Annotated in this window: 12 protein-coding genes; all 12 read left to right on the forward strand. The window is 58.7% G+C overall.

Features of this window, described 5'->3' with window-relative positions:
• Nucleotides 1–112 precede the first annotated feature (112 nt).
• The 12 genes from ACONT6_RS06925 (at nucleotide 113) to ACONT6_RS06980 (ending at nucleotide 15,238) form a co-directional block, all read left to right on the forward strand.
• Nucleotides 113–1,834 (forward strand): nitrilase-related carbon-nitrogen hydrolase, encoded by a 1,722-nt coding sequence (locus tag ACONT6_RS06925; RefSeq protein ID WP_428821009.1) that lies wholly within the window; start codon nucleotides 113–115, stop codon nucleotides 1,832–1,834.
• Nucleotides 1,835–1,940: 106 nt separating this feature from the next.
• Nucleotides 1,941–2,687 carry a hypothetical protein gene (locus tag ACONT6_RS06930; protein ID WP_428821010.1) on the forward strand — a complete coding sequence of 249 codons (747 nt, stop codon included), beginning with the start codon at nucleotides 1,941–1,943 and terminating at the stop codon, nucleotides 2,685–2,687.
• A gap of 68 nt (nucleotides 2,688–2,755) precedes the next feature.
• Entirely contained in the window at nucleotides 2,756–4,030 is a 1,275-nt protein-coding gene (locus ACONT6_RS06935) for an acyl-CoA dehydrogenase family protein (protein WP_428821011.1), read from the forward strand.
• Between the two features lie 6 nt (nucleotides 4,031–4,036).
• Nucleotides 4,037–5,479: an aldehyde dehydrogenase family protein gene (locus ACONT6_RS06940; RefSeq protein ID WP_428821012.1), complete on the forward strand. Its 1,443-nt coding sequence runs from the start codon at nucleotides 4,037–4,039 to the stop codon at nucleotides 5,477–5,479.
• Nucleotides 5,443–6,309, forward strand: a complete 867-nt coding sequence (locus ACONT6_RS06945; protein ID WP_428821013.1) for an alpha/beta fold hydrolase — start codon at nucleotides 5,443–5,445, stop codon at nucleotides 6,307–6,309. Before ACONT6_RS06940 ends, ACONT6_RS06945 begins: the two co-directional genes overlap by 37 nt.
• Before the next feature lie 50 nt (nucleotides 6,310–6,359).
• Complete coding sequence (locus ACONT6_RS06950) at nucleotides 6,360–6,980, forward strand: isochorismatase family protein (RefSeq protein ID WP_181253416.1); 621 nt, start codon at nucleotides 6,360–6,362, stop codon at nucleotides 6,978–6,980.
• 46 nt (nucleotides 6,981–7,026) lie between these two features.
• On the forward strand, nucleotides 7,027–8,241 hold the full coding sequence (locus ACONT6_RS06955) for an FAD-dependent oxidoreductase (RefSeq protein WP_428821014.1): 1,215 nt from the start codon (nucleotides 7,027–7,029) through the stop codon (nucleotides 8,239–8,241).
• Between the two features lie 68 nt (nucleotides 8,242–8,309).
• Entirely contained in the window at nucleotides 8,310–9,143 is an 834-nt protein-coding gene (locus ACONT6_RS06960; protein WP_181253414.1) for a maleate cis-trans isomerase family protein, read from the forward strand.
• Between the two features lie 51 nt (nucleotides 9,144–9,194).
• Complete coding sequence (locus tag ACONT6_RS06965; protein WP_428821015.1) at nucleotides 9,195–10,403, forward strand: MFS transporter; 1,209 nt, start codon at nucleotides 9,195–9,197, stop codon at nucleotides 10,401–10,403.
• A 73-nt stretch (nucleotides 10,404–10,476) separates the two neighbouring features.
• The gene (locus tag ACONT6_RS06970) at nucleotides 10,477–11,253 is read left to right on the forward strand and encodes a maleate cis-trans isomerase family protein (RefSeq protein ID WP_428821016.1); all 777 of its coding nucleotides are present in this window, start codon (nucleotides 10,477–10,479) and stop codon (nucleotides 11,251–11,253) included.
• Nucleotides 11,254–11,489: 236 nt separating this feature from the next.
• Nucleotides 11,490–14,093, forward strand: coding sequence for a TonB-dependent receptor (locus ACONT6_RS06975; protein ID WP_428821017.1), 2,604 nt, complete (start codon nucleotides 11,490–11,492; stop codon nucleotides 14,091–14,093).
• A 176-nt stretch (nucleotides 14,094–14,269) separates the two neighbouring features.
• Nucleotides 14,270–15,238 (forward strand): hypothetical protein, encoded by a 969-nt coding sequence (locus tag ACONT6_RS06980; RefSeq protein ID WP_428821018.1) that lies wholly within the window; start codon nucleotides 14,270–14,272, stop codon nucleotides 15,236–15,238.
• The last annotated feature ends 77 nt before the right edge of the window (nucleotides 15,239–15,315 follow it).

Genomic DNA, 15,315 nt, shown 5'->3' on the forward strand with positions numbered 1-15,315 from the left:
GATTATTGTCGAAATGATATAATGATAGTAGTTTATATCAAATGCATGAGAATAACTGGGCGGTGCTTCCGCATTGGGCGGGGAGCAGCTAGTCCTGGAGGTGGATTACAAAATGAGCAATAGAAGCATCCGCGTGGCCGCGGCGCAGTTTCACATTGGTACCGACGTTGATGAAAACCTCGCGACGGTGTTGCGCATGCTGGACCGGGCGGCGGAGGGAAGCCCGGACCTGGTCGTGCTTCCGGAATTCTGTAACCACCTCTCCTGGTACGAAAATCAGGAACACTGCGCGGCCGTGTCGGTGACCCTTGATGGCCCCTTTCTGGCGGCGGTTGCCGCCAAAGCCAAAGCGCTGAACCTGCACGTGGTGGTTAACTGTACCGTGTTGCGGGACGACGGCTCCATCACCGGTTCCAGTCTGCTGTATTCCCCGCAAGGGCAGCTGCTCGCGGACAATACCAAGCAAATCTATATCGGTCACGAGAATGATTTCCTGGAGCCCGCGCGTACTCCGGGACCGGTGGTGGAAACATCACTCGGCCGATTGGGTCTCTATTCCTGTATGGATGGGGTGATCAATGAGCCTCCCCGCACCCTGGCAATGCGCGGCGCACAGGTGCTCTGCAACAGCCTGAATTCCTTTGCCAGTGACGAGGGGTCACTGCACGTTCCTGTACGCGCGCCGGAAAGCCGGGTGTTCATCGTTGCGGCCAACAAGGTAGGGCCACTGGTGCCAGAACCGATTCTGGTACCGATCAGTGAGGCAACCGGGATTCCACTGAAGTTTCTCAATGGCGCGGGTGAGAGCCAGATCGTCGCCCCCGACGGCACTGTATTGGCCTGCGCCTCTTCGGATAAGGAGGAGGTGGTCTATGCGGATATCGATCCCTCTGCAGCCGATGACAAGCATCGCGCCGACGGTACCGATGTGATTGCCAGCCGCCGTCCGGAACTCTACCGGGCGATCGCCGAGGATCCCGCGAGCCAGTCTTACCCTGTATGGAAGGGCGCATCCGAGCTTGCCGCAGCGGTGGTCGATCCGCAGTCGAGTGGGCGGGATGGGTTGCGCGAGGCGCGCTCCCTGGTAGCGGAGGCCATCTCTGGTGGCGCTGTGTTGGTCGCGGTGCCGCCGTTGCTGGATGCGCAAGCCATTGCGGCAGACCTGCCCGCCGCGCTGGACTTTGCCGGTGAAGCCATCGAAACCCTGCGTGAGTGCTGCACGGCAGTCAGTTTCGTGGTCACCTCACTGCCGGTGCGCGGCGAGGACGGAGAGTCCCGTTACTCTGCGCTGGTGATTGGTGCAGAGGGTGTGCTGCTGTCCCAGGGGCAGGTGCACACCAGCGCGCGCTTTGCCTGGTCGGCGCCAGCGGCAGGGTTTCAGAATGTAGAGCTGCCGTTTGGTCGTCTCGCGGTAATGACCTCCGACGACAGTATCTATCCCGAGAGCTTCCGTTTGCTGGCGATGGCGGGCGTTGATACCGCGGTAGTGCCGCTGGAGCCGGTGGAAGCCTGGGAGCTGCGTACCGGGCTTCTGGAGCGCTCCGCGGAAAATCGCATCAACCTGCTGGTTGCCGCTATCGGCTCGCCGCTGGGGCAAGGTTTTGCCACGGCATTGCAGCGTGATTTTACCGTGATGACACCGTGGCAGGAGCGGCCGTTCGATGGACTGCTGAGCCAGCCCGAGTTACATCGTTTGACTGCGGGCGACAAGTTGCTGGAGGTGACCCTGTATCCGGCGGCAGCGCAAAACAAGGAGGTTTCCCGCAATACCGACCTTGTGACCAATCGGCCTTGGAAATTGTGCGGGGCAATCAGCGCGGTATCTCCAGAATAGTTTTCGCGGAATTTTTGGATACTGCCTTATTGAGAATTATCAATGTGGCATCGGCGCGACTTGCCGACAATCAAACTCAACAGAATAACAACGTCCGGAGTCCTTCATGAGCGCAGCTTCACGGCCGCAGGCGCTGGCACAGAAAACACGCGATCGGGTCATCGAAAAACTCGGGCTGACCGAGCTGCCCGGAGACGATGGCGGGCCTTATATGACACTCGAAAGCCATGCGCCCATGGCGCAGGGCAAGGTGGGTGAGGTTCGTGTTTATACCGGTGGTCCGCTGCAGCAGATGATCACCTGTGCGATCGTGGTGCCGCAGATTGGTCTCGACTCGCACATGCTCTTTGCCTTTACCCCCGGTGAAAGCCCGGTGCCGCACTTCACCCTGGACTCGGTGGGTGCAGGCGGTCACTGGGCATTTCATCTCGATTTGATTCCGCGCGTGGATCTCGGTGCGAACCTCGCCTACATGGATGAGGTGTTCACACCATTGACCGAAGCCTGCAAGTCTGGCCGCGCGATCGAGGGCCTCAGTGAGGCACAGCTCGATCCCCGCCAGCTGGCAGTAATGTCGCCGTGGATGCTGGCACACCGCGCCACTGAAGAAGCATTTGCCAATATCGATGGCACCGTCGATGCCTATCTCGAACACTGGTTCTCCTTGCTGGAAAAAGGTGTGAGTGAGGCGGCGCTGGATGATGTCGACAGTGTGCGGCTGGCAGAGCGCGACCGGCGCAACAGGGCGATTATTTTCGACCCGCTGGTAGACAAGGTCTGGAACCAGATTGGTGGTCTTATCGGCGCTGAAAGCGGCAGCGCACTGCGGACACTACTGAAAAATAATGCGTGAAAGATTCCGCTCCCAGGGGGCGGAATATTCGCAACAAAAAGACAGGGATCAACAGGTAGGGGATGGCGATGAAACTGACCGGTGAAATACTGCTTGAAGACATGAACGAGGCCGAGCGCGCTCGTGCGGAAGTGGTGGAGTCGGTTCTGCCGGCGGTGCGGGAGGCGGCGCGCGACGTCGACGCCAATGCCCAGTTTCATATGCCGCACGTACGTCAATTCAGTGAGGCGGGTCTGCTCGGTCTGATTATCCCCACACAGTATGGCGGTCTCGGCGGTGGGCTGCGCGATCTCGCAGCGGCCTGTTTTGCTATTGGTTCCGCCTGTCCGTCGACCGCACTGGCGTTCTTTTTCCATTGCAGTGCTGCATCGCGCGGTTTGCTCGCCATGGAGGCGCTGGAAGCGGGCCTGTTTGACGAAGAAGAGGCCCCGGTTGTTCGGCGGTTTGCGGAGCAGGTGCTGTACGGCATGGGCCGCGATGGTTTCTGGTTTGCCAACTTTGCCAGCGAATCGGTCAAGTCAGAAAAGTCCGCAGTCACCATCAGCACCGAGGCGCGCAAGGTCGAAGGCGGTTACCTGCTGAACGGGGTCAAGTCTTTCGGTACTGGCACCGGCGTTGCGGACAAGTATCTGGTGACCGCCAGTCTTGCCGGTTACGACACGGCAGAAGGGCTGTGCACCTTTTTTGTGGATCGCGATGGCGACGGCGTGCGTCCGCGCGTACCCTGGGATGCGATTGGTATGCGCGGTACCAGCTCCGGCGGTATTGTGCTGGAAAATTATTTTGTGCCGGATGAACTGGCGCTGGCAATTCCCGGCGCGTTTACCCGTTGCATGCAGATGAGTCGCGGCAGTTTTGTCGGCAACCAGATGGCCGCGGTTTGTGGCTATGCGGGTTCCGCCCACACCGCCTACCAGACCGTGTTGCAACACCTGACCGAGAAAAAGTTTGCGGATACCGGCAAGCCCATCGGTACTGCACCTTACCAGCAGGAACTGATCGGCAAAATGATGGTGGACCTGCAGACGTCGATCCTGTGGTTGCGCCGCCAGTTGCAGTTGGAAACCAGCGAGCCGCCCATTGCCTCCAAACAGGAAGTGGTCAAGCAGTGGCGTCTGTGCAAAGGCGTGGTGGCCGAATGCGGTTTCAGTATCGCCACCAACGCACTCAAGGCCAGTGGTACTTCCGGCACCATGGGTGATCCGGCGCGCTATCTGCGGGAATTGGCCATGGGAATTGTGCAAGCCTTCCCGGCGGAGCGCGGTCGCCTGATGGCGGCACAGATGGAAGTGGAAGGCGCGGAACAGAACCTGTTTGGCGTTGCAGAAAAACAGCCGGGCTGAACCATCATGGAAAACGCAAAAATGTTGATCGGCGGCGAGCTGGTATCCGCGGAGAGCGGTACCCGATTTGCGGTCACGGCACCGGCAACGGGCGCAGTGTTGGCAGAAGTTCCCCGCGCCGGCGCGATCGATGTGAACCGCGCGGTAAACGCGGCGGCCCGCGGTTTCGAAGACTGGTACCGGTTGCGTCCGGCAGAGCGGGAAGCCGCGCTGTTGCGTGCGGCAGAGCTGGTGGCCCGGGAAGGTCACGCGCGATTCCTGGATACCCTGATCGACGAGAGCGGTTCCACCATTAGCAAGGCCCGGGGTGAGATCGCCTACACGGTCGACCTTCTGCGCACCGCCGCTGGCGAGGCTCGTCGCCTCTACGGGGAAACCTTTCCCAACGACGATCCCCAGCGGATTTCCATGGTGTTTCGCGAGCCCCTCGGCGTGGTTGCGGTGGTTTCTCCCTACAACGCACCGCTTTCCCTACTCACGAAAATGTGTGCTTTCCCATTGGCGGCGGGCAACAGCCTGGTAATCAAACCTTCGGAAGAAACACCGCTGACGGCGCTGGCGTTTGGCCAGTTGTTACTGGATGCGGGCGTGCCACCGGCGGCGGTGAGTGTGGTCACCGGATACGGCGCCGAATGCGGTGCCGAACTGATCAATCATCCCCGCGTGCGCTGTATTGCGCTGACCGGCTCCACGCAGACCGGTATTGCGGTGGGGCAGTCGGCGCTGGGTAAGATGCGGCGTATGCAGCTGGAGCTCGGTGGCAAGAGTGCGCTGCTGGTACTGCGGGACGCAGACCCTCGGCAGGCCGCGAAGATCGCTGCCCAGGGGATATTTACCCATGCCGGCCAGATTTGTATGGCGAACTCGCGCATTGTGGTCGAGCGGGAAATTTACCAGCCATTTATCACTGCGCTAAAAGCGGAGGCGGAATCCCTGTATCTCGGGGATCTGCGCGATGAGCGAACCGTTTACGGACCGCTGATCAATGCACGTGCGGTGGAAAAAGTGCTGGAGCATGTGCGCGAGGCCATCGACGGCGGCGCTGAGTTGCTCACCGGTGGCGAGCAGCTGGCCGGATTGGTGGTAAAGCCGACGGTGCTGCTTGAGCCGCCGCGCAACAGTCGCGCATGGCGAGAGGAAAGTTTCGGCCCGGTCACCAGCGTGGTGGCCGCAGACGATCTTGATCAGGCGATCGAGTTCGCCAACGACAGCGAATACGGTCTTTCCGCGGCAGTGCTGACGCACAACCTGCAATGGGGATTGCACGCGGCCCGACGCATCGCTTCCGGTGCCGTTCATGTCGGAATGCATACATTTCAAAGCAACGCTCTGGCGCCCATCGGTGGCGTTGGGTTGTCTGGGATGGGGCGCAGCGGTGGCCACTACAGTACCGAGGAATTTACCGAGGTGAAGTGGATCAGCGCGGATGTCGGGAGCCTGCCGCGGTGAATGCGGTGCAGCGCGGCACCATTCGCCGCGGCTATCTCGATGCGGAAGTGGACGGCGAATCCATCCAGTTGCATTTTCGCAGCTGCGGTGATGAAGCCCGACCACTCTTACTGTTACTGCACCAGACGCCCAGTTGCTCTGCAATGTACGTTCGGTTGATGCCGCTGCTTGCGCGGGATTTCTTTGTACTGGCGGTGGACACCCCCGGATTTGGCAGCAGTGATCCGCTGCCGGGTGTGGTGTCCATTGCCGGCTTTGCAAAAGCCATCTACACCGCAGTAAGCGGGCAATTCGATCGCCCGGCACTGGTTTTTGGTCATCACACCGGTGCCGCAATCGCGGTGCAGCTTGCGTATGACCAGCCCGCATTTGTGCGTGCGCTGGCGCTCAGTGGCCCAACCCTGTTGAGCGATGAACAGAAAGCCGCGCTGCCCAAGGCTGCGGCAACCATACCGGCGGATGCAGATGGCAATCACTGGCTTCTCATGTGGCAGCGATTGCGGGGCAAAGACCCGGAAGCGGAGCTTGCCCTCAGCTTGCGGGAGACACTTTCCGCCTTTGCCTGCGGCGATTATTACGAGGCGTCCTATCGCGCCGTGGTCGAGCAGGATGTTGCCGGACAGATGGCGGTAATTCATTGTCCTGCACTGGTGTTTGCTGGTGGTCAGGATGTTTTGCGCTCGGCGGTTTCCCCGTCGGTGCGACTGTTGTCGGAGGGCAGGGCGGCAACACTCCCGCAGGAGTCGGGCACTTACGTATGCGATCGCCAGCCCGCCGCGGTAGCCGACTTGCTGCGCCCATTTTTTCTCGACGTCGCCAAAGCAGGCTGACGGAGACACCGGCCTCCAATAAACCCAATAAAAAAAGGTGCGAGCGGAACATGGATCTTGAGCGAAACAGTCTCGGTCTCGGCCAGCGCCCGGCGCTGCTGCTGGTGGATATGGTCGTGGGTTTTACCAGCAGTCGCTGTCCACTCGGTACAGATTGCCCTGATGTGGTTGAGGCCAACCGGGTTTTGCTGGATCGCTTCCGCGCCCTGGGATTGCCGGTGGTGTATACCACGGTGGTGTACCACCACGATCGCGAGGCGCGGGTATTTCGCGACAGGATCGAACACCTCAACCTGCTCACGCCAGATTCGGAGTGGGTACAGATCGACCCGCGTTTGGCGCCGCGCGACGGCGAGCCGGTGATCAGCAAGCAGTGGGCGAGCAGTTTCCACCGCACCAACCTCGACAGCTGGTTGCGGGAGCAGGGCGTGGACTCGCTGGTGGTCACCGGCCTCACTACCAGTGGCTGTGTGCGCGCAACGGTGGTGGACGGCCTGCAGTACGACTTTCCGGTAGTGGTGCCAGAAGAAGCGGTGGGTGACCGCAATGCAGAAGCGCACCGGGCAAATTTATTCGATATGCATGCCAAGTACGCCGACGTAATGGCGCTATCGGACGTGTTGGGACTGTTAGCAGAATTCCAGCCTGAAAACCGGGCTGAAACTGTCTGACGAAACCGTCAGTCAGTGAAATACTATTGAAGATAGGCGAGTCGTTATGTCTACACAGCAACCTGTGATTATCGCTGGTGCCGGCCCCAGTGGCTGCGTGCTGGCTCTGTCGCTTGCCAAGCAGGGTATTCCTGTGCGGCTGTTGGAAAAATGCGAAAGTCTCCCCATCGATCTGCGCGCCTCAACCTTTCACCCGCCGTCGTTGGAAATGATCGCGGATCTGGGTGATGGAATTATCGAAAAAATGCTCGCGCGCGGGCTCCATGCCGACCGCTACCAGTATCGGGATCGCGCTACCGGAGACGTGGCCACTTTCGATATGGCACAGATTGCCGACGAAACCCGGTTTCCTTTCCGCCTGCAACTGGAGCAGTACGAGCTTACCCGCTTTGTGTGTGAGGCATTGCAAGACTACGACTGCGCGGAAGTGCGCTTCGGCTGCGAGCTGCTGCGTTATGAGCAGGACGCCGACGGCGTCACCGCAACCGTAAGCAGTGAAGGCGCGGAACAGCAGTTGCGCGGTAGCTACCTGATTGGCGCCGAGGGTGCGCGCAGCGTGGTGCGCAAAAGTTCCGGCATCGGCTTTATGGGGTTTACCTACGATGAAAAATTCCTCGTGGTCAGCACCAGCTTTCCATTCGAGGAAGTATTCGAGGATTTCTCCTACGTAAACTATGTGTCGGACCCGGAAGAGTGGTGCGTAATCCTTCGCACCGACAAGCTCTGGCGGGTACTGGTGCCGGTGTTTCCGGCCAGCGCCGAAGAGGAAGCCTACTACCTTTCCGACGAATTTGTGCAGTCGCGGCTTAAGCGCTTACATGACCACGGTGCCGACTACGACGTCCACCACCGCAGTATTTACGCGGTCAACCAGCGTGTGGCCGAGACCTATGTGCAGGGGCGCGCGCTGCTGGTGGGGGATGCCTGTCATATCAACAATCCGCTGGGCGGCATGGGGATGAACGGTGGACTGCACGATGCGTTCAACCTGGCTGAAAAACTGCGCACAGTCATTCAGGAAGGCGCCGATCCGCAAGCGGCTTTTGCCCTGTATGACCGGCAGCGCCGCGAGCTCGCGGTGCAGTTTGTGCAGCGCCATACCATCGAAAACAAAAAACTGATGGAGGCGCGCGATCCCGATATCCAGCGCAAGCGTCAGCAGATGCTGATGGAAACCGCCGCGGACCCGGAGCGGGCGCGGGCCTTCCTGTTGGAGCGGTCAATGATCAATTGCGTGCGCGAGAGTCTGGCGGTCCAGTGAGACGCCAGGAAACCCTGAATACCAGCGGAATATTCCGCTGTTCTGTCTTCGGCCCGGAGAGTGTGTGAATGTCATTTCCAACCCAGATTGATCTGTCAAAAACCCGCGAGCGTTCGCAGCTGACCAATGGACATCGCGATAACTATATCGGCCACCGTGCCAAGATCGGTGTAGTGATCCCTTCCACCAATACCTCGGTGGAGTATGACTGCCAGCGCCTGTTGCCGCGTGGGGTTACCTGGCATACGACCCGTTTCATGATCGACCACCCCGATCTCAGCGACGATGCCAACTTTATGCGCTTCCTGGAACGGCTGCGCGAGACCATCGGCGACTCGATCGAGAGCCTGATGACCTGTAAACCCGATCACGTGATGATGGGGATGTCCGCGGAAACCTTCTGGGGCGGGATTCAGGGCAATGACGGCTTTGTGGACCGCATCCAGCAACTGGTGGGTGAAGACACCGGGCTGACCACCGGAGCCAATGCAGTGATTGCGGCCCTCGATGCACTGGGCCTGCCCGAGGGCTCGGGCAAGACGCTTTCCATTCTGACGCCTTACCAGCCGGTAGGGGACAAGAACGTGCGCCTGTTTTTCGAGGATGCGGGCTACCGCATCAAGCACCTGGTCGGCCTGCGCTGTGCCAACGCCCACGACGCCATCGCGCTGGTACCGGAACCGCAGGTGCTGGATATCGTGCGCGAAATCGATGGCGACGATGTGGATGCCATCGTGCAGGTGGGGACCAATCTCTCCACGCTGGGGGTATTTCCGGCGATGGAAAAGATGCTGCAGAAACCGGTGCTGCCGATCAATGTGGCCACCTGCTGGCACGCCCTGCGCAGCTGCGGTATTCACGATCGCTTCGACAATATGGGCTGGTTGCTGGAAGAGCACTGAGCCGAACCTGCATTGACCCCGTATTAACCATCGCCAGGAGGCGAAGCGACCATGATGATCGCCGTGTTTATCGTTCTGCTCGACATGATCGGCTTTGCCATCATGTTGCCGATCCTGGCGTATTACGCGCTGCAACTGGGGGCGAGCCCCGGTATGGCGACCTTCTGTATGGCGCTGTATGTGATAGGGATGTTTTTTTCCACCCCGGTGTGGGGGCGTCTCAGTGACCGTTACGGGCGCAAGCCGATCCTGATGATCAGCCTTGCCGGCGCTGTATTCGGCTACGTCCTGTTGGGGTTTGCCACCGCCGTATGGATGGTGGCGATATCCAGGCTGTTCAGTGGCTTGATGGCCGGAAACCTGTCGGTGGCCCAGGCCTATGTGGCCGACGTGACCACCGAGCAGGATCGCGCCAAGGCCATGGGTATGTTGGGGGCGGCGTTCGGGATCAGTTTCATCGTCGGCCCGGCCCTGGGGGGCTACCTCGCGGGTGACAGCTTCGCCGATGCCAATCTGCAATTGCCGGCGATGGTGTCCGGCTGTTTGTCCCTGGCTGCACTGCTGGTGGTGATATTTTTTCTGAAGGAAAGCCTGCCTGACGGTGGTGATCAACCTCGCTCTGCGCCGTCCTCGAAGGAAGTGCTGTCATGGATTGGGGGCCGGCGCAGTCTCTGCCTGTTGCTGGCGGCGGTGCTGGTGTACAACCTGGCCGCGGGGTTTGTCGAGTCGGTGTTCCCCATCTGGGCGGATGCCACGGACATCGCCCATGGGCCCAAGGACCTGGTGCCGGTACTGCTGGCCGCAGGTATTGCCATGGTGATCGTGCAGGGCGGGCTTATCGGGCCGCTGACCCGGGCCTTCGGTGAGCGCCGCCTGATGCGGGCCGGCGCCGTGGTATTTGGTATATCCGTGATTCTGGTGACCCTGGCGGGCTCAATCGCGAGCGTGCCCGCGGTAGCGGCAGCGCTGGTGGCGCAGGCGGTGGGTGCGGCGCTGGTGTTGACCTCGATGCAGTCACTGACCTCGAAGGAAGCGGTGGCCGGCAATCGGGGGGCCGTGATGGGGGTTTACAATGCACTGGGCACCCTGGGGCGGGGGTTGGGTACGGCGCTGACCGGCGCAGCCTTTGCGGGTATTGGTGTCCATTCCCCTTACTACCTTGGCGCAGCCCTGATGGGGTTGCTGCTGTTGATCGCCTTTATGTTGCGCACTCCGCGGGCAGAGACTGCAGAGCCTGTCTCTTCGCAAGCAGTCACCTGAGATTCTTGATAATTGTCATCCCGGCCCCCCTGAGGGGCCGGTATAACTTCTGGAAGTACATCCGGGAGTCAATATGGATAATTATCAGATCGCCCGCCGAGCGCAGATCGGCGTCATCATTCCCTCCACCAACACCGGGGTCGAGTACGACCTGCAGCAGCTACGCCTCGACGGCGTAACCTGGCATCCCTCTCGTTTCTGGATCGAATTACGCAACTGGTCAGACGAAGTTTCCCGCAGCGGAGATGACGAAAACACCGTGTTCGAGCGCTTCCTCGACATCATGCGAGGCGAGATTCCTGTATCAATTCGTAACATTCTTTCGGCCAAGGTATCCCACATCATGTTGGGTATGTCGGCGGAAACTTTCTGGGGCGGGCTGGAAGGGAATATCGCGTTCGAGCGGGAGATTCGCGACCAGATTGGTGACCTGGGGCTGACTACCGGCGCCGGGGCTACCAAGGATGCGCTGAACTGCTTCGGTGCCAAGCGCATTTCGGTGATCACGCCGTACCCCCAGGTCGGGGACGATAATGTCCGCCGTTTCTTCTCCGATATCGGTTTCGAGGTGGTCAAGGTCAAGGGAATGAACCGGCCGTCCGCTACCGCAATTGCAGAAACCTCGATCCCGAACGTCATAGATGCTGTGAAGGAAGTTGATGGCGATGATGTTGACGCGATCATTCAATGCGGTACCAACCTCTCTACCCTCGATCTATTCCCGACGCTGGAGCACTGCCTCCAGAAACCCCTGATCCCGATCAATATTGCAACAGTCTGGCATGCGCTGCGGGCCTGTGGCATTGAAGACCGGATCACGGGGAAGGGCCGTTTATTGGAAGAATTCTAAAAATCATGCGCGAAATTGGTGAATTAAGTCTGAAAATTAGGCCATAACGGGGCAACGTACGCGGCAGATTCTTATTTGGATCAGCATTTTTAAAAAATTGTTGAAAAGATATAAAAGTATAACATAATGTCTTTTCAGTGATCGCCATCCGGCGCTCGCGAATGGATGGCCGATCGAAGCTGTATCCGATTTGCCAGGTGACTAGCGGTAATCGAATAAAAACTATTGGAGGGGCCATGTTTACCAAGAACCAACTCTCTCTCGCTGTCGCCACCTGCGTTGCTGTGCAGGGCGCTGTGGCACAAAGTGATAATGATCGGGAAGTCGAAGCGCTACGCGGCGATAACTTTGCGATTGAAGAAGTCGTAGTGACGGCGCGTAAGCGCGAAGAGTCATTGCAAACCGTACCAGTGGCTGTGGACGTTCTGACCGCAGTGCAGCTGGAAGAAAAGGGCATAGCGGCACTGGAAGACGTTGCGCGCTACACTGCCGGGCTAGATTTCGAAACCGGCCTGATGCCCAACGATACCCGGATATCCCTGCGCGGACTTTCCAGTACCCGCGGTCGTTCCAACGTGGCGCTGCTGGTCGACGGTGTGGACGTGTCGTCGGAATCCCTGACCACGGGCGGTAGCGGCAATGGGCCGAATATGGACCTGTTCGACCTTGAGCGGGTCGAGGTGGTCAAGGGGCCGCAAAGTGCGGTCTACGGCCGCTCTGCTTTTGCCGGTGCGGTCAATTACATCACTAAGCGTCCTGGCGATACGGTGGAAACCCGCTTGTCCATGGACGTTACCGATGCCGGCTATAACAAATTCCAGGCCAGTGGCAGTCTGCCGATCGTGCCTGGGGTACTCGCCGCGTCAATGAATGTGGCCAGAACCGAGTTCGACGGCTTCTACCAGAACCCCAATACCGGCGGTGACCTGGGCTCGGTTGATTCTGACGGGATTGCTGCGGCGGTTTACTGGACGCCGAATAATGATTTCTCAGCCTACTGGCGCAGTGAGTACAGTGAGGCCGAATATTCCCAGCGCCCAGTGGTACAGCGCCACGCTGTCCTGCACACCGGCTCCTCTCCTGGTGATTTTGCATTACTGGGCTCTGTTGGTCCCAATGCGGAAGTTCGTCCGCTGGCAGGCACCGGGACCACTGCAGCAGATTGCGCATCCGCACCGGCTTACGGCTATTTGATTGGACAGCCTGCGGCCTGTGGTGCCGTGCTCGTGGGCGAGCTGGGTAGCGCGAGCGAAAGTGAGATCGATCTCTCTCCCAATCCCCTGACCGGCAAAGACTTTGCGGGTACCGAAGTGCGCGCTGTGAGTTCTACGCTGGAGCTGAAATACAATCTCAGCAACATTGAATTCCTGTCACTGACCGGCATTCATTACAACGACTCCCAGACGGAGTCGGACTTTGATCGCACCAATTTCACGGTTGAGACGCTGGGGCCGGGTTCCGGGATGTTTATTCCCCCGGGCTTTCCTGGTGACTACACCCAGTACGGTGTGAACGCCAACAGTAACACCAGCTTCGACGTCGAGCAGTTCAGTCAGGAATTTCGTTTGACCGGCACTGCGGGCAAGGTGGATTGGCTTGCCAGTGCGCTTTACTGGACAGAGACCATGGACGCCGTCATGGATCAGCAGTGGTGGCTGCGCGACGGTGTCAGTAAGGAGTTCTGGGATGCGTATCTGGACCAGTGGATGGGGGGCTTTGGCCTGGTGAATCACCAGACGGGTCCTACACCTCTGCCCATTCCCATGACTCGTGACACAGACCATGTGTCCCTTGCGTTCTCGCTGAACTACAACTTTGCGGACAACTGGCGTTTGACGGCGGAAGGGCGCTACCTTGAAGAGGATATTGAATACGTCAGCTTGCCGCTGAGTACCCAGTTTAATGGCCTGATGGGTATTCCGGTGCTGGACCCGATGACGTTCATGCCGACGACGGCTGAGTACCAGACTTACGCCCGCACAGACACTTCCTTTGTGCCGCGGGTAGGCCTTGACTGGCAGATGATGGACAGCCTGATGGTGTACGCCTCCTATTCGGAAGGCTTTAAGCCCGGCGGTATGTCCACAGCCGATGGCAATGGCGACATCACAAGTGGTGAATACAAGCCTGAGGAACTGTCGGTATACGAGACGGGCTTCAAGAGTAATCTGCTGAACAACCGCCTGCAGTTGAACGGAGCCTTCTACCTCTACGATTACAGCAATCAGCAGATCTCCCATTTTGTGACGGATCCGCAGACCGGTACTACCAATGCCGCGGTGGCCAACGCAGGGGAGAGTGAGCTGCGCGGTATGGAGCTGAGTGCGATCTACCGTCCGTCCGCCAACTGGACCTTCGGCGCCAGCTACGTGTTGAGTGATACCGAGGTCCAGGACTTCACCGTAGGGGATGTGGGTAACGTCAGTTCGTTCGACAAGCTGTGGACTCAGACCGCCGATGGTGACTATTCCGGGATGCAGTTCCTGAACTCTGCCGAACACGCCGGGCTGCTGTCCATCCGCTACGACGGTGAATTTGCCAGTGGCGCGGGCTACTTCACCGAGCTGATCGGCAGTTATGAATCCAAGCGTTACCTGGATCGCGGCAACAACGCCTGGCTGCCTTCCTATTGGCTGGTGGATTTCCAGGGTGGGGTGCGGTTCGACAGCCTCGACCTGGTGTTCTACGTCGATAACCTGCTGGATGACGACAAGGTCAAGTTCGGTCTGAGCAACGTGGATTACGGCTTCCTGCCGGGTGGGGCCATCACACCGCAGACTGTTGAGCTCTTCTTGCCGGAACCGCGCACCGCGGGCCTGCGGGTCAGCTATAACTTCTGATGAAAATGGCCGCCCGCGACCTTGTGTCGCGGGCGTTTCACGTATAAAAAGACAGTGCGCTTTAGCGGCTTTGGCTCATTGAGATACTGCGCAAAATAAAAACACAAGCAGTGGCTATGACCTGATAGTGCTAAGAAAAATTAGAAAATAAGTAAAAAGATAAAGAGGTAACGACAATGGCCGTCGCCGCGATTGAATATCCCTCCGGAATAAAATCCCGAATTTACAGTGCTCCCTATCTTGGCCTTCTGGCATTGACATGGATCGTGCTGGAAAAAATGATCGCCCATATCTATCTGGTGACGCTTATCTATGCGGGCATTCCCATGGCAATCTCTTACGCCGTGGCGTTTGTGATCGGTCTGCTGGGGTTGGTCATTGTGTGGAAGGGGTTGAAACACAACGAGGTCCGGGGCACCTGGATGGGGTTTGTGGGTGGATCACTGATCTGGGTGTTCTGGTTTGAGATGTACCTGCACTTTATTGGTGCTGAGAATAATTTTGCGCTGGCGCAGACGGACACTGGCATTCAGTATCTGGGTAAAGCGGAAGTCACAGCATTATTTTCCGGTGATACCTCGATTCCCCGGCCCTATTTTATGGGGGCGCATGTATTCCTGCAGAGTAGTACGCTGTTCTGCTTTATGTTGATGATCTACATGGGTCTGAACCAGGATGTACGTTGCCGCTTGATTCTGTGGGTGCGTAAATTGTTTGGCTTGCGACCGGGTAAGCCGACCAAGGGTTACAAGCCCCAGTACGCCCGCGTGGCGGCAGTCGAGCTGTTTTTTGTCAACTGGTTTATGTACACCCTGATGCTGATCGTGAACGACGAGCGGATTCTCGGCCTGCACCATATCGCCAACTATATTGCGTTTGGCGCTGTCGTCATCTGGTCGGCAATCATTATCGCCAAACAGCTTAAGCAGAAAGAGGCCGGTCTGGCGATCCGCTATGCGATCGCGGTAGGTGGGGTTTTCTGGTATCTGCCCGAGCAGGCGGTGCTGTGGGGCTGGTTCCGGGAACCGTGGGTGTTTTATCTGGAATATCCCATTACGGCAACAGCCATCCTGGTGGGATACTTTGCACTCATGTATCTGTTCTGGAAGACCCCGGTCAACCCGGAAACCGGCAAGTCCATCTGATTGCCAACGTCGATTTTCTCTCGCTGACCCGTGCCGGCTTTTGCCGCCGCGGGTCTTTTTGTTTTCAGATGCTGATT

This window comes from Microbulbifer sp. MCCC 1A16149 (assembly GCF_050368945.1).
GTDB lineage: Bacteria > Pseudomonadota > Gammaproteobacteria > Pseudomonadales > Cellvibrionaceae > Microbulbifer.

Bases quoted from the DNA above. Each gene is read 5' to 3' on its own strand.
- ACONT6_RS06965 (WP_428821015.1), top strand. From the start codon at position 9,195: ATGATGATCGCCGTGTTTATCGTTCTGCTCGACATGATCGGCTTTGCC.
- ACONT6_RS06935 (WP_428821011.1), top strand. From the start codon at position 2,756: ATGAAACTGACCGGTGAAATACTGCTTGAAGACATGAACGAGGCCGAG.
- ACONT6_RS06930 (WP_428821010.1), top strand. From the start codon at position 1,941: ATGAGCGCAGCTTCACGGCCGCAGGCGCTGGCACAGAAAACACGCGAT.
- ACONT6_RS06975 (WP_428821017.1), top strand. From the start codon at position 11,490: ATGTTTACCAAGAACCAACTCTCTCTCGCTGTCGCCACCTGCGTTGCT.
- ACONT6_RS06980 (WP_428821018.1), top strand. From the start codon at position 14,270: ATGGCCGTCGCCGCGATTGAATATCCCTCCGGAATAAAATCCCGAATT.
- ACONT6_RS06950 (WP_181253416.1), top strand. From the start codon at position 6,360: ATGGATCTTGAGCGAAACAGTCTCGGTCTCGGCCAGCGCCCGGCGCTG.
- ACONT6_RS06960 (WP_181253414.1), top strand. From the start codon at position 8,310: ATGTCATTTCCAACCCAGATTGATCTGTCAAAAACCCGCGAGCGTTCG.
- ACONT6_RS06925 (WP_428821009.1), top strand. From the start codon at position 113: ATGAGCAATAGAAGCATCCGCGTGGCCGCGGCGCAGTTTCACATTGGT.
- ACONT6_RS06970 (WP_428821016.1), top strand. From the start codon at position 10,477: ATGGATAATTATCAGATCGCCCGCCGAGCGCAGATCGGCGTCATCATT.
- ACONT6_RS06940 (WP_428821012.1), top strand. From the start codon at position 4,037: ATGGAAAACGCAAAAATGTTGATCGGCGGCGAGCTGGTATCCGCGGAG.
- ACONT6_RS06955 (WP_428821014.1), top strand. From the start codon at position 7,027: ATGTCTACACAGCAACCTGTGATTATCGCTGGTGCCGGCCCCAGTGGC.